Genomic DNA, 13,894 nt, shown 5'->3' with positions numbered 1-13,894 from the left:
CAGGCAGGGCCTGCTGCTGTGTCAAAGCCAGTAGGACTGCAATGTTCCGCGCTGGGACATCCAGCGCAGGTGCACAATACACGAACGGGGGCCGTTAGGGGAAGGATACTGACCTGTCACGTTGCTGTGACACGCCTTAAACTATTGTAATCTTGGTCGTTTTCAAGAAGGCCTGCGTCATCCCGCCGCGCCGAGGGCTTTTTGCAGGAGAAGCAAATCCTCCGGAAAGGCCGCCTCCCAGTGCAAAATTTCCCCGGTTTTCGGATGCTCCAGGGTCAAGAGGTATGCGTGTAGCGCTTGGCGGCCGAGGGCCTCCAGGGCGGTTTGGGCTGCCGGCTCAAGCTGCTTGGCTTTGGTCTTGAAGCCCGAGCCATAGACGTCGTCACCCATCAGCGGGTGGCCGATATGAGCGAGGTGGACCCGGATCTGATGGGTCCGCCCGGTCTCGAGCTGGCAGGCGAGCAGCGAGGCCACAGGCTTGCCGTCACGCCCTGTAAAGCTCTCCATCACCTCCCAATGGGTGATGGCGTGGCGGCCGCTCTCGCGCACCGCCATTTTTTCCCGCGCATGGGGATGGCGGTCGATTGGCGCGTCGACCGTGCCGCGATGGCGGTTCGGCGCCCCCCAGGCGAACGCCATGTAGCCACGGCGCAGCGCCCCGGTGCGGCCGTGGTCGGCGAATTGGGCGGTGAGCGAGGCATGGGCGCGGTCGTTCTTCGCCGCCACCATCAGACCGGTGGTATCCTTGTCCAGGCGATGCACGATGCCGGGCCGGCGCACCCCGCCGATGCCTGAAAGACTGGCGCCGCAATGGGCGATCAGCGCGTTCACAAGTGTCCCGGTTTCGTGGCCGGCGGCGGGGTGCACCACCAGGCCCTTCGGCTTGTTGAGGACGATGAGGTCGTCGTCCTCGTAGACGATATCGAGCGGGATGTTTTCGCCTTCGGGCTCCGGCGCCACCGCCGGCGGCACGTCAACGATAATGGTCGTGCCCGCCGTGACCTGATGGGAGGGATCGCGTATCGGCTGGCCGCCGATCGAGACTTGGCCGGCCAGGATCAGCGCCTTCAGCCGGGAGCGCGACAGGTCCGGGCTGCGCACGGCGAGCACGCGGTCGAGCCGCGACGCCTTCTCGTCGCCGGCGACGATCACCTGCCGTGGACCGACGACCGAGCCCGCGCCCTCGGGCAAATCGTCGTCGTCCTGAAGCGCATTGTCACTCATCGCCAAACCTGCTTGAAGGGGCCGCATGACCGAGACCGTAACCGACCCAAATCCGGAACAAACCGCGCTGATGGCCGCCAAAGTGCGGCGCATGATGCTGATTGCGGGGCTCACCACCGGCCTCGGCATCGCGGCGGTGTTCATTGCCATCGGCTACCGTCTTTTCAAGAGCGAGGGAAGTGCGCCCATCGCTGACCTGACCGCGACCCTGCCGCGGGGCGCCAAAATTGTGGCCACCGGGATCTCCGGCGACCGCCTGGTTGTCACCCTGGAGATCGGCGGAACCACCGAAATCCGCACCTTCGACGCCCGCACCCTGAAACCCGCCGGCCGCCTGAAATTTGCCAGCGAGCCGTAGGGCTTTTTTGCGCCAAGGTGAATCGGCGGCGTCTCAGTGCCATTTTCGTCCCGCCGCCGGTGCATTGTGACCTTGCAGTTGCGCCCATTCGCGGTTATTCCCTGCCGCAACGCTCCCTTCGTCTAGCGGTTAGGACGCGGCCCTCTCAAGGCTGAAACAGGGGTTCGATTCCCCTAGGGAGCGCCAAAGTCCACGATACTCTACTACACTGTACGATACGCCTCCGGTTGGGGAGTGCTACCCCCGCTCGATAATGGGTCGAGCACACAGGCCGCTCGGCATTGCCCCCATGTTGGCTTGCCAATTCGCACAGGATCGGGTGAGGCCTCGCCGTTACAGCCATTGATTCAGTTTTTTCAGTTAGTTCGAAGGTGGCGTGTGCACGATGGGCGTACCGGGAAATCAATGAAATAAATCCAGGGACAACCAACGTGAGTAGCTGCTGAACCGAGCGTGAGAATGCTTCGCGTGATGGCTACCGTCACAAGACATAATTCTTGAGTATTCCAATCTTCTCGACCTCGCACTCGATCAGATCCCCGGGTAAGCAATAGCGGGAGGCCGGAATGAGACCGGGGGCCGGCGTCCAGGTGCCGCCCAATTCGCGATCGGTCGACCATGCCGTTCCGGCCGGCGAGCCGGTAATGATGACCATTCCGGGTTTCAGCGTGAAATTGGTCGAAAAGAAATGAATGAGATCGGCGCATGACCAGATCATGTCTGATGTCGAACTGCTCTGGCGCAGTTCGCCATTGATCCGCATCGAAATATGCAGCGCTTGTGGATTGGCGATTTCGTCCGACGTCACGACGACGGGTCCGAGCGGCGCACTTGTATCGAAGGCCTTTCCTCGCCCAAGTTCGTACCAGACGGTTCCGCTGGGAGCGGTTCGCACCTGGCGGTCGCGCGCCGTCACATCATTGACGATGGTGTAGCCGAAGACGTGATCCAGCGCGTGCTCGACCGGAATGTGACGGCCCGGCTTGCCGATGACGATGGCGAGCTCGGTTTCGCAATCGAGCTTCTTCGTGAGCTTGCGGTCCGAGACGATGCCATCATCCGGTCCAATCACGCAATCGGCGGTCTTGACGAAAAACTCCGGTTCCTTGCCCGACAGCGGCGTATTGGCCTTTTCGAGATTGTGCGCGCGATAATTGCTGCCCGCACACAGTATGGTCGACGGCCGGAGTGGCGCGCGCAGCAGGACCGACGAAGCATCATGTACGGCGCTGGCCGGTGGATCGTCGAACAATGCGCCGACATCCAGTCCGTCGTGAACACAGGCCTCGATCAATCGGACCAGATCGGAAACGGTTGACGTGTCGAGCCGGCGATGCCGTGCACATTCCTGCGCGTCGATGATCTGATCCCGGATGAGGATTCCAAGGCATTCCCCGCCATGGCCTGCGTAACTGACGAACCGCATGACAAATACTCCTCCCCGGCACTCATTTTTGTGAACGTTCTTCCTTGAACATCATGGCCTGCACGCTCTGCAGGTGCGCCTTCATCGCGCTTTGTGCGCCCGGCCCGTTGCGGCGACGGATCGCATCGACGATGCGAACGTGTTCGGCGGTATGAACCTCGCGCATCTTTTCGTTCAGGGTCTGCTTCTTCAGCGCGCCCCAGTCGCCTTGATTGCGGATTTTGGTGACGACGGCGGCAAAGGCGGCAAACAGCGGATTGCGGGTCGAAATCGCGATCGTGTGGTGAAGCAGGTCGTCGCAATCCTCGAATGCCTGCAGGCTCTTTGCGACTCTGGACCGATCGACCGCCTTCTGCATCTGCGCAATGTCCGTGCTGTTGGCCCGCTCGACGGATAGCTCAGCAATGAAGGGCTCCAGCGAAAGCCGAAACTCCATCAGGTCCCGCGGACTCGCCGATTGCGCGAGGTTCAATCCCGCCAGGCCGTTTGCGAGGCTCGGCACCGCCGCCCTCACGACAGCACCGGGCGACAGGGCCTCCTTGATATAGGTGCCCCGTCCGATCTCCCGGATGATGGCGCCCTCCTGTTCCAGCGCCTCGAGCGTCTTTCGAACGGTGTTGCGGCCGGTCCTGAACTGGGCCGCGATCACGCGCTCCGTCGGCAGCTTGTCGCCCGGCCGGAACAACTGCTTGTCGATGCCGGCTTCAATGAAGCGGCGTATCTCACCCATCGCGACATGGGCACGGTCACGCAGATTGCCGTCGACTCTCTCTCGCATTCTCGACCTCAAAATCAAATTGCCCGGCTTGCGCAGGGCGCGGGCTCCTTATCCAGAACCAATTAGGGACCAAGTATATTTTTCCAAGCCTACATTTAAGCAGTCGTACGCTTGACTCTGTCGACCTTATATATACCAATACGAGTCAATACAAGCAAATTGGCTCCGATTTGGTTCTGAAATTCGAGGGCGTGCGAAAGGAAAAGTCCGATGGAAAAGAAGACCTACGTGGTTGGAAAATTGTCCGGCGCGATCGCCGGTGAACGCAAAATTCCCTTGTCCGCGGTCACCAGCGGCAACGGTTTCGTTTTCGTTTCCGGCCTGCCGCCGGTCAACCACGTCACGGGCGAGCTGGTTCGCGGCGACATCCTGGTGCAGACGCGCCAATGTCTTGAGAACGTGAAGGCGGCGCTCGAAGTTGCGGGGTCTTCGCTCGACAAGGTGCTGAAGGTCACGATCTATGCGGTCAACTGCGCCTACTTCGCCGACATCAACGCGATCTATGCCGAGTATTTCCCCAAGGATCCTCCCGCGCGGACGTTCTGCACGGTTGGCGCCTGGCCCTGGGAGTTCGACATCGAGATAGAGGCCGTCGCGCTGCAGTCCTGAACTGCCCCAAACGAGTTGCCCAAGTCGAGGTCGATCGATCCGAAGGAAGTCCCATGACAGAGCCGGCTCTCAAAACTGCGTTGGCCATTGGGTCGTTCATTGTTTCCGACCAGTCGGATCGCCAGATGATTCTCCAGTTCAAGGACGTGGTGAAGACCTACCGCAGCGAGCGCGGTTCGGTGACCGCCCTCAACGGCTTTTCGATCGACGTCAGGGAAGGGGAGTTTCTGACACTGGTCGGCCCCAGCGGTTGCGGCAAGTCGACCCTCCTCAACATCCTCGTGGGGCTCGAACGTCCCTCGCGCGGCGAGATATTTTTGGACGGCGCAGAATCGGTCGATCGCAAGGCGGTTGGCTATGTGATGCAGAACGACAATCTCTATCCCTGGCGAACGCTCCGCGAGAATGTCGAGTTTCCGCTCGAACTGCGCGGAGTGCCGGCGGCAGAGCGGCGCAAGACCAGCCAGTATTATCTCGAGAAGGTCCGGTTGCAGGATTTTGCCGATTGCTACCCTTACGAACTATCGGGAGGAATGCGTCAGCGCGGCAACATCGTGCGGGCGTTGTGCTTCTCGCCGCGAATCCTCGTGATGGACGAGCCGTTCGGTCCGTTGGATGCGCAGACGCGGCTTCTGTTGCAGAACCTGCTGCTGGAATTGTGGGCCGACGAGCGCAAGACGGTGATCTTCATCACCCATGATCTGCAGGAAGCGATTGCCCTGGGCGATCGCGTCGCCGTGCTGACGGCCCGGCCCGGCCGCATCAAGTCGGTCCATCCGGTCGATATTCCGCGGCCGCGCAACCTGCGCCATCTGCACGAGAATGCGACCTTCCGCAGTCTGCTTTCGCGCATCGGCGACGAACTGGCGGAAGAGATCCAGGTCCAGGCGGGAGATCACTGATGAGCACCGAGACGATCGATCTGGAAGCCAAATCGGAGCGCGGGGCGCTCAGCCATCGCGCCAACGTGGCCATTGCGCGCGTCGTGCTGGTCGCACTCATTTTCGGAGCCTGGGAATTTGCATCCGGCCGATGGTTTTCGGCGTTCTGGGTTTCGAAGCCGTCGCTGATTGCGGCCTATATCTGGAAGTGGATGACGGTCGGGGATTTCTTCTATCAGATGTCTTTTACGTTCGGTGCGATGCTTGCGGGATTTGCCATGGGCACACTGCTGGGGCTTACCGCGGGCGTTATCCTCAGCCGTACCCAATTCGTTGCAGATGTGCTCGACCCGTTTTTGATCGCGATCAACGGCATTCCGCGCGTCGCGCTCGCCCCGCTTTTCGTCGTGTGGTTCGGCATCGACATGCTGCCGAAGATCATCCTGGTCTTCACGCTGGTGTTCTTCGTGATCTTCTATAACACCTATGCCGGCATCAAGAGCGTGGAACGCAGGTATACCGATCTTGCCTTTGTGATGGGCGCCAGCGAGAAGGATCTGTTCGCGAAGGTCGTTCTGCCGGCGGCGATGCCGCACATCTTTCTCGGTATCAAGCTGTCCATTCCTTATGCGCTGATCGGCGCGATCATCGGCGAGTTCGTCGCCTCGTCGGCCGGTCTCGGCTGGAAAATCCAGATGGAGACCAGCCTGTACAACACGACGGGCACGATGGCGGGGCTGATCGTCATGATGTTCATCGTTGTGGCGATGAATTCTTTGCTCGCCGTCGCCGAGCGCCGGTTGCTTCGCTGGCAGCCCGCCTCGCGCTACGGTGTGGCGCCCAACCAATAGCAACCAGAGTCCAACCCACGCAGGAGTATGCGCCATGCAGCGTCGCGAGGTCATCACCGGAATTGGAGCGGCACTTCTCTCGGCCGGCGTCAGCCCGACCATCGTATTGGGGCAGGGTGCGGGCAAGCCGCTGCGCATCACCCACGCGGTCACCTCGCTCGCTTACATGCAGAGCTATATCGCCCAGCAGAACGGCTACTTCCGGGAAGCCGGCTTTGCCCCCCAGATCATCGACGCCGGTGGCGGCGGGCCTGACGTGCAGCTGGTTCTTAGCGGCCGCGCCGAACTGACAGTCAATGACGGCGCACAGATTCTGCCGGCGCTTGCGCAGGGCCAGAAGCTGGTCTGCGTTCTCGGCCTCCTCAACAGATCGATCGTCAATGCGACTATCAGCAAGGCCGCGGCGCAAAAAATCGGGCTCACGGAAACTATGACTTTCAAGGAAAGGATAAAGCTGCTGAAGGGCCTGAAGATTGGCGTCACCCGCGCCGGCGCGCTGACCTGGCAACTTGCCCGCTTCAACCTCGTATCCGCTGGCCTCGATCCGGACAAGGATGCCCAGGTCGTGGCGGTCGGAGGGCCGCCCGCGTTGGCCGCGGCGCTCGACAACGGCGCCATCGACGTCATGTACATTTCCATGCCGATCGGCGAGAAACTCGTCGGGGAAGGCAAGGCGATTTCCTTCATCAACAACGCCAAGGGCGATGATCCGAAGCTGTCGAACTTCCTGATGGAAGGCCTGTGGGCGACGCCGGAGTATCTGGCGGCGAACCGTGCAACCATCGCCGCCGCGGTCGGTGCTTACAAGAAGGCATCGCAGTTTATCCGCGAGTCGACACCTGAAGCGATCGTCGCGTCGCTCAAGCCGACACTGGAGAGCCTAGGCGACGCCGTTCTCCTGGATTCGGTCAAGCGAATCCAGCCGGCGGTATCCGCGAGCGGCAAGGTAACGGCGGAAGAATTTGACACGACTCAGGCTGTTCTCAAGATAAATGGCATTCTTGACAAGAGTTTCAGCCTCGGTGACGTGTTCGACGGAAGTATGGTAGGTGCATGAAAGGTTGCCTGTTCGGGGCGATTTGTTGATTCGGGATCGAGGTTGGCTGTGAATGGCTGACTGGGGCCATTCGTCTGGAGAAGTTGATCGTGAAGTCGCTAGAGTATGTCCTTGCCGACGTGTTCACCGATCGAAGGTTTGGTGGCAATCAACTCGCTGTGTTCCCGCAAATGCGCGACCTGCCGACGGAGCTCATGCAGGCGATCGCGCGTGAGCTGAACCTCAGCGAGACCGTGTTCGTTTTTCCTCCCGGCTCGGCCGATCTTTCCTTTTCGATCCGGATATTCACGCCCGGCGCGGAGCTGCCTTTTGCCGGCCATCCCACGATCGGGACCGCACTCGTGCTCGAAGCGGTTGGCGCGCTGAATCATGCGCGCAACGTCAGCCGGGTCGACGTCTCTACGTCGGACATTGTGCTCGGCGAAGGCGTGGGCCCGGTATCGGTGCGCCTGTCGGCAAGCGGCGGGGTGCGCCGTGCCGTTTTGACCAGCCCACGTATTCCAGCCAGGATAGGTGAGGGCCCGGGCGTCGCGATCGAGGCTGAGCTTCTCGGGCTGCAGGAGGCGGATCTCGCAGTTGAGACCAAAACGCGTGCCTACTCCGCCGGTGTTCCCTTCACGATCATTCCGCTGCATTCGCGCGACGCGCTATCCAGGTTACAGTTCAACACCGCGACCTGGGCGACGCATTTCAAGGGTAGCGCAGCGCCGCATATTCTCGCTGTCTACCTTGTGACCCTCGGCGAACTGCACGCACGGATGTTCGCTCCCGCGATGGGTATCCCGGAAGACCCCGCCACCGGTGCTGCCGCGGTCGCGCTCGCAGGATTCCTGAACGATGATCAAAAGCCATCGGGTGCCGGCTGGCGCTGGAGCATCCATCAGGGTGTTGATATGGGCCGTCCCAGCCTGATCGACCTCGAAATCGATCTGGCAGACGGAGTCTTGTCGTCCGTGCGGGTGGGCGGTAGTGCCGTAATCGTCGGCAGGGGGACAATCGAGGTCGAGGCTTAGCGGTGGCTATCTAGTACCCGGAATCATAGCTGGGTGATACGTCGGCCTTTGAAGGGGCGCTGGCGGACCTTTTTCTTGGTCCAGACGAAGGGCTCGGCTCTGTCGTTATAGGCCTTGATGTAGGCATTGATGTGCTGCTCGAGCTGTTTGAGGCTTGTGAATGAGGCGCCGCTCAACGACTGCCCCTGTAAGATCGAAAACCACACCTCGACCTGATTGAGCCAGGACGCACTGGTGGGCGTGAAATGAAACTTCACATTGGGATGTGCCTTGAGCCATTCCTCGTTCTTCTTATGGGTGCTGAGGTTGTCGAGAATGACGTGAAGCTGGCGGTTCGGAAATGCTGCGGTGAGGCGATCCATGAAGTCGAGAAACTCGACCCGGCGACGTCGTTTCGAATGCGTCGCAAGGATCTTCCCTGTGGCGACTTCCAGCGCTGCAAACAGCGTGGCCGTGCCGTGCCGCTTGTAGTCGTGGCTCTGGCCGGTCAAGGCGCGGCCATTGGGCAGCTTCAGATAGCCTTGCGCTCGTTCCAACGCCTGGATCGAGGGCTTTTCGTCCACGCATAGGACGATGGCCTTCTTGGGCGAGGCGACATAGAGGCCAACCACGTCGGCGGCTTTGGCCGTAAACTGCGGGTCGTTGCTCTCGCACCAGGACTTGCGAGCCGCCAGATCGATCTTGTTGCTGCGCAAGAACCGCCAGACATATTGCACGTCGACATCGCCAAGTTCCCCTGCCAGCAGAGGCCCAGTCCAGCGCGCGTATCCCGCGGGAGGCGACTTATCGAGCAACTTTAGAATCCGTTTGTCGGTGGCCTTGGTATAGATCGGCTGCTTGCCCGGCAGGGGCTTGCTTTGCAGACCTTCAAGACCATGATCCGCATAGCGATGCCGCCAAAGGCTGACAATCCGCGGCTGGACTCCAACCTCCTTCGCGATCGATCGGGCGCTACGACCGGCAGCGGCCAAAAGAACGATCCGTGCCCGCTTCAAATCGCGCTGCAACGTCACCGGTGAGCGGCAACGTTCTTCAAGCACCTTGCGATCTTTCTTCGAAAGGTGGACTTCTCTTGCTTCGGGTATCATCCCGATGTTGAATCATGACTCACTTCCCAGGGAAAGTGGGTACTAGCAAGAGAAGCCCCTTCTTCCGCAGAGGATCGCGTATCACTCAGCTATGATTCCGGGTACTAGGCTGTCCGTCTTGATTGCGCAGATGCGCGCATCTGGCGAATTCATATGGCGCGTTCGAAAATTCCGCTTCGAGGCGTGACCTATCGTTCGGGGTCATGGGAACACCAAATCCTGGTTCGCTGCGCGCCAAGCCTTCATACCGCCTTTGAGGACGAGGGCATGCCACCCCATGTCCGCGGCCAGCCTGGCGGCCAGCGTGGCACGCCCACCGCTGCCGCAGACCATCACCAGAGCTGTCTGGTCCCGTAACGCCGGAAGAAACAAGTCGGACTCGCGATCGAGATAAAATTCGAGCATCCCGCGTTGGGCATGCTGAGCTCCGGGAATCATACCCGAGTTGAGTTCCTTCGAGTCCCGAACGTCGAGAACCACGACGCCGGGAGCGCCGAACATACTTTTGGCTTCAGCAATTTCGATTTCGTGGACTTGTGTGCGCGCCTCGCTCAAGAGCTGAGCTAATGTTATGGTCATAGTATACCCTTACCGGCTTGCGATAGCCGCGATCTCGATTCGAAGCCGCGGATCGAGCAGTGTCGCGCCGACGGATGCGCGAGCGGGTTGGCTTCCGGGCGGCAACCACTTCTCCCACACCTCGTTGTAGCCGCCGTAATCCGCGAAATCCCTGATCCATACCTGGCACATCAGAAGTTTGGTTCGGCCTGACCCGCCTTTCGCGAGCAAAGCATCAATCTTGGCAAGCGCCTCGGCGGTTTGCTGTCGGATATCGCCATCGTAATCGTTGGCTATCTGACCCGCGATATACAGCGTATCGCCGTACGCGACGAGTTGGGCGTAACGCGCATTTGTATCGTATCTCTCGATCGTCATTTCGGTTCCTCATTTTCAGATGACAGCGAAGGGAGCAGATCCCGCTCTCGTAGAAACGAAAGTATTTCGGACGCCGCGGCTTCCGGTCCGAGGTTTACGACGACCCTTCCATTTGATGCAGGCTGGTCGCGGATCGCAGAGATGCGTCGGCGTGCGAGTGCATGATGGTAAGTCTTGATCGACTGCCGGGGCGGCGTGGCGGTGTCAGATTGTTGCGCGCAGCGCCACGTCGTTCTGGTGTCCGGCTCGACGGGCTTGACTATTCCAACTTTGCGGCGTCGGAAGCTACCTGACCGAGGTGCGGGTCCCGCTTCGCCAACTGTGACCATGGCAGGCAGTGGCGAGCAGAGTAGACGCCGCCCGCCTCTAGGTGCCGCCTGTTCGACGTTGAGCGTCCGGCCTTCTGCGTGACAGGCTGCGATGTCGGCGACGACCGGCAAAGCCAGCGCTTGGGCCACTACATAAGGCAGGATTCCGCTGCGCTCGCCGGTCTCGGTGCGAATGCCGGCAAGGATCAGATCGACCGCGCGCCCCCTAAGCCACCCGATCAGGGCAGGGACGACGTCGAATTCTTCGTCCAACACCACATGGTCGATGGATGGTAAGCCCATGGCCAGATAATCGTCGAACCGCAGATCCTCCCGCTGCGGACCGACATGCACCGCCGCCACATCCCCCAGCCGCAATGCGAGTTCAAGTGCGCGCCTGTCGAACGCCGCGCCTCGGGTGCGTCCACTGAGCGGATGGCATCCGCATGACAGCAATACGGCGACACGCAGTGTCATTTTCGTGGCCTCAAAGCGTCCAGCAAGGCCGGCATGACCTTTTGGACGTCGGCGATGATCGCGAGGTCGGCCCTCTTTATCATGGCGGCGTGCAGGTCGGTGTTGACTGCGATGACCTGCTCGCAGTCGCGCAGGCCCTGGACATGCTGGGGGGCGCCGGAGATTCCGAGCGCGATATAACACGCCGGGCTGACAATCTGACCGGATGCACCGATCTGACGATCACGCGGAAGCAATCCAGTGTCGCAGATGGCACGTGTCGCGCCAATCGTCGCGCTCAATGCACGTGCGAGAGCAGTGAATGTATGCCAGTCCTCTACTCCGGTGCCGGCCGAAAGAATGAACGATGCTTCCGGCAGAACGAGATCTAACTGGTCGCGCTCGGTGGTGCCGGTGTAACGAGTGATGGTTCCGTCGATCAAGATTCGCTCAAGCGCCACACCCGCGCCGGGCGCGCACGGCGCAAAACCTTCGTCTTGGAAGAACACCACTCTCGCTTCTGGCGCAGCTCCGTTACCAACAGCTCCATCGTCGGGACGGTGGGTCGTTGTCGTTGCTCTAGACCGGGCGGTGAAACGGCGGCCGACATCCCCCGAGCGGCCAATCGCGTCACAAAACATCAGGCGCATCGGCGCGTAGCGATTATCGATTGCGATGAGCGCCTGTGACATCGCTTCGCGTTCGCAGCCGTCGACTGGATAGTCGACGCGAACCACGTAATCCGCGCCCGAAGCGGCGAGGGCATCGCTGCCGGTGTCCGCCCACGCTGGAACCAGAACGCCACCTGCATGCTGATCCGCGAGATGCCGGGCGGCGCCGAGCAGTTGTCGATCTATTTCCCCTATTCGTCCGCCGGCCGACTCGATGATTGCAACCACCGTCGGCCCGTTCGGCCGACGCATGCGGCTTGCCATCAACGGTTCAACGATGCGCTTACCGACCTGCTTGGCCTTGCGAAGCACGCCGCGAAGGCGATTGTCTGGCCCAGTTCGCCAGATGACGCGTGTGCGTGGATCACACCGCTCGAGATTGCTCACGCGGCCGTCTCCTTACCGGCGAACAGGGCTTCCGCGACGAACTCCGCAATATCCTTGACGTCAAGCGGAATACCCGTGACGCCGGACAGCATGGCGGCGCATCCGGGACAGGCGACGGCGACGCTTTCGGCTCTGGTCTGCGCGGCATCGGCCATGCGCAAATCCGGAATGCGTGTCCTGCCGGGGATATCGGCAAGCGGCGCCGCGCCGCCACCGCCACAACAGCGCGCCGACGTTCCGTGCTGCATCATCTCTTCAAGATGGAAACCCAACGCTGTGAGAACGGCGCGCGGCGCCGTGGCCTGCCGATTGTAGCGCGCCAGGTAACATGGATCATGATACGTTACTACGCGCGGGCGCTGCTGAAGGGGGAGGCCGCACTCCACGAGTTCCGCCAGAACCTCGCTATGATGCTGAACGCGCCAATGGCCGCCCAACGCGGGGTATTCATTGCGCAAAGCATGCATAGCGTGCGGATCGGCGGTGACGATTCGACAGAAGCGATAACCTGCTAACAACGCGATCACACGTGAGGCCATTTCTATGAACAAAGCCTCGTCGCCGGCGCGGCGGGCGAGGTCGCCGCAATCAATCTCTTCCTCGCCGAGGATCGCGAAAGACACGCGCGCGACACTGAGTACCTCGGCTAACGCGCGTAAGGCGCGCCGGCCACGCGGCTGAAAGGCTCCTTCGCCTTGCCACAGCAGGATATCCACCTGTTCACCGGGCGTGAGCCGCTTAATGGAGAGGCCTGCCGTCCAGATCGCGCGATCCTTTGGATCGGAATTGTCGGCATTGCCGGTCTCGCGCAGCGCCGTGAGCGCGGAATCCGTACGCGAAGGCAACGTGCCTTGCTCCAGCACGCGGAAGCGCCGCAGGTCGATGACCGCATCGACGTGCTCGATCAGCATGGGGCAGGCTTCTACGCAAGCGCGGCATGTCGTGCAGGACCACAGCGTTTCATCGCGAATAACGCCGACAGGGTGATCATCCTCAGTGTGCCGGCGGCCCGCATAAGGCTGCCAGTCGAGCGATGCTTGAGCGGCGAGATCGGCAATCAATGCTTTTGGGTTGAGCGGCTGTCCGGCGGCGAGGGCCGGGCAGGCGGCCTCGCATTTTCCGCATTGAACGCAAGCATCGACGCCAAGGACGGCATTCCACGCCAGATCCGGCGCAGCCGCCGCTCCGAGTTTCGGGTTCGCAATATCGATGGAATGGAGAGCGGCGCCGCGCGCGGGATGGGTGAATCGTTCGGGACGTGGATGGAAGATCAGATGAAGCGTGCCGACGAATGCGTGACGAAGCGGTCCCGCTGCCAATCCCCAGCTCAGATGGACGACCGGCAACAGTAGCAGAATCGCGAGGAAGACCTCAAGAATTGAATAAGTCCACCCCCAAAGATCTGCCATCGCGCCAAGTGCGGCCGCGAGCGACAGGCTGAGCAACGACCATGGAAACGCAGCATACCAGTTCCGCGTGAGATGCGCGGCCTCCTGTGCGCGGCGCAATAGATCGAGTGCGCTACCTGCGGCGAGCAGTATCGCGCCGGTTAGGACGACGACCGCTGCTAGATCTCCCGAAATCCAAGCAATCGTGAAGCCAGCGATCAACAGGACGAAGCCAGATGCGACCGGAACATGCATGCGCGCGGCCCGCGGCGTGCGTATGACCGCGCCGTGGACGTGAACGAGATAGCGGCGTGGAAGATCGATAAGCCCGGCGAGAACATCGACGGGAGCGGGTTTTGCCCGCCGCCAGAGTCTGGCGCGCCAGCCAATGCCCATGGTGCCGACGGCGAGCGCGCCGCCAAGCGTAATCGCAAGCGCCTGTGTGAAGCTGAGCGGTCCCATC

The 13,894-nt window shown here is 61.1% G+C and carries 15 protein-coding genes and 1 tRNA gene; 7 read left to right on the top strand and 9 right to left on the bottom strand.

Annotated features, from left to right (window positions below):
• Positions 1–177: 177 nt before the first annotated feature.
• Positions 178–1,224, bottom strand: a complete 1,047-nt coding sequence (locus RS897_RS04220; protein WP_407654428.1) for an RluA family pseudouridine synthase — start codon at positions 1,222–1,224, stop codon at positions 178–180.
• A 25-nt stretch (positions 1,225–1,249) separates the two neighbouring features.
• Here RS897_RS04220 and RS897_RS04215 point away from each other — a divergent pair, with 25 nt between their 5' ends.
• Both RS897_RS04215 and RS897_RS04210 read left to right on the top strand, forming a co-directional pair.
• The gene (locus tag RS897_RS04215; protein ID WP_315835344.1) at positions 1,250–1,582 is read left to right on the top strand and encodes a hypothetical protein; all 333 of its coding nucleotides are present in this window, start codon (positions 1,250–1,252) and stop codon (positions 1,580–1,582) included.
• Positions 1,583–1,693: 111 nt separating this feature from the next.
• Positions 1,694–1,768 (top strand) — tRNA-Glu (locus tag RS897_RS04210).
• 295 nt (positions 1,769–2,063) lie between these two features.
• Here the strand turns inward: RS897_RS04210 and RS897_RS04205 are convergent.
• Together RS897_RS04205 and RS897_RS04200 are read right to left on the bottom strand one after the other, a co-directional pair.
• The gene (locus RS897_RS04205; protein ID WP_315835343.1) at positions 2,064–3,008 is read right to left on the bottom strand and encodes a fumarylacetoacetate hydrolase family protein; all 945 of its coding nucleotides are present in this window, start codon (positions 3,006–3,008) and stop codon (positions 2,064–2,066) included.
• Positions 3,009–3,030: 22 nt separating this feature from the next.
• Positions 3,031–3,786 carry a FadR/GntR family transcriptional regulator gene (locus RS897_RS04200; protein WP_315835342.1) on the bottom strand — a complete coding sequence of 252 codons (756 nt, stop codon included), beginning with the start codon at positions 3,784–3,786 and terminating at the stop codon, positions 3,031–3,033.
• Between the two features lie 210 nt (positions 3,787–3,996).
• Between RS897_RS04200 and RS897_RS04195 the strand changes: the two genes are divergently transcribed.
• From RS897_RS04195 to RS897_RS04175, 5 genes are all read left to right on the top strand, one after another.
• The gene (locus RS897_RS04195) at positions 3,997–4,395 is read left to right on the top strand and encodes a RidA family protein (RefSeq protein ID WP_315835341.1); all 399 of its coding nucleotides are present in this window, start codon (positions 3,997–3,999) and stop codon (positions 4,393–4,395) included.
• A gap of 53 nt (positions 4,396–4,448) precedes the next feature.
• Complete coding sequence (locus tag RS897_RS04190) at positions 4,449–5,297, top strand: ABC transporter ATP-binding protein (protein WP_315835340.1); 849 nt, start codon at positions 4,449–4,451, stop codon at positions 5,295–5,297.
• Positions 5,297–6,127: an ABC transporter permease gene (locus RS897_RS04185; RefSeq protein WP_315835339.1), complete on the top strand. Its 831-nt coding sequence runs from the start codon at positions 5,297–5,299 to the stop codon at positions 6,125–6,127. The genes RS897_RS04190 and RS897_RS04185 overlap by 1 nt, the downstream gene beginning before the upstream one ends.
• A 34-nt stretch (positions 6,128–6,161) precedes the next feature.
• Positions 6,162–7,184, top strand: a complete 1,023-nt coding sequence (locus RS897_RS04180; protein WP_315835338.1) for an ABC transporter substrate-binding protein — start codon at positions 6,162–6,164, stop codon at positions 7,182–7,184.
• Positions 7,185–7,273: 89 nt separating this feature from the next.
• A complete protein-coding gene (locus RS897_RS04175; protein WP_315835337.1) occupies positions 7,274–8,197 on the top strand; it encodes a PhzF family phenazine biosynthesis protein in 924 nt (307 codons plus the stop codon).
• A gap of 23 nt (positions 8,198–8,220) precedes the next feature.
• Here RS897_RS04175 and RS897_RS04170 read toward each other — a convergent pair whose 3' ends face one another.
• The 6 genes from RS897_RS04170 to RS897_RS04145 all read right to left on the bottom strand — a co-directional run bounded on the left by RS897_RS04170 (position 8,221) and on the right by RS897_RS04145 (position 13,893).
• Positions 8,221–9,285 carry an IS630 family transposase gene (locus RS897_RS04170; protein ID WP_315835336.1) on the bottom strand — a complete coding sequence of 355 codons (1,065 nt, stop codon included), beginning with the start codon at positions 9,283–9,285 and terminating at the stop codon, positions 8,221–8,223.
• 201 nt (positions 9,286–9,486) lie between these two features.
• On the bottom strand, positions 9,487–9,864 hold the full coding sequence (locus tag RS897_RS04165) for a rhodanese-like domain-containing protein (protein WP_315835335.1): 378 nt from the start codon (positions 9,862–9,864) through the stop codon (positions 9,487–9,489).
• Positions 9,865–9,873: 9 nt separating this feature from the next.
• Positions 9,874–10,221, bottom strand: a complete 348-nt coding sequence (locus tag RS897_RS04160) for a RidA family protein (protein WP_315835334.1) — start codon at positions 10,219–10,221, stop codon at positions 9,874–9,876.
• Positions 10,218–11,006: an adenine nucleotide alpha hydrolase family protein gene (locus RS897_RS04155; RefSeq protein ID WP_315835333.1), complete on the bottom strand. Its 789-nt coding sequence runs from the start codon at positions 11,004–11,006 to the stop codon at positions 10,218–10,220. The genes RS897_RS04160 and RS897_RS04155 overlap by 4 nt, the downstream gene beginning before the upstream one ends.
• A complete protein-coding gene (locus tag RS897_RS04150) occupies positions 11,003–12,043 on the bottom strand; it encodes an electron transfer flavoprotein subunit alpha/FixB family protein (protein WP_315835332.1) in 1,041 nt (346 codons plus the stop codon). The genes RS897_RS04155 and RS897_RS04150 overlap by 4 nt, the downstream gene beginning before the upstream one ends.
• Positions 12,040–13,893, bottom strand: a complete 1,854-nt coding sequence (locus RS897_RS04145; protein WP_315835331.1) for a DUF3483 domain-containing protein — start codon at positions 13,891–13,893, stop codon at positions 12,040–12,042. The genes RS897_RS04150 and RS897_RS04145 overlap by 4 nt, the downstream gene beginning before the upstream one ends.
• Between the last annotated feature and the right edge of the window lies 1 nt (position 13,894).

The organism is Bradyrhizobium prioriisuperbiae (assembly GCF_032397745.1).
Classification (GTDB): domain Bacteria; phylum Pseudomonadota; class Alphaproteobacteria; order Rhizobiales; family Xanthobacteraceae; genus Bradyrhizobium_A; species Bradyrhizobium_A prioriisuperbiae.
The sequence above is the reverse complement of the archived record's forward strand: the minus strand, read 5'-3'. Positions and strand labels throughout refer to the sequence as shown.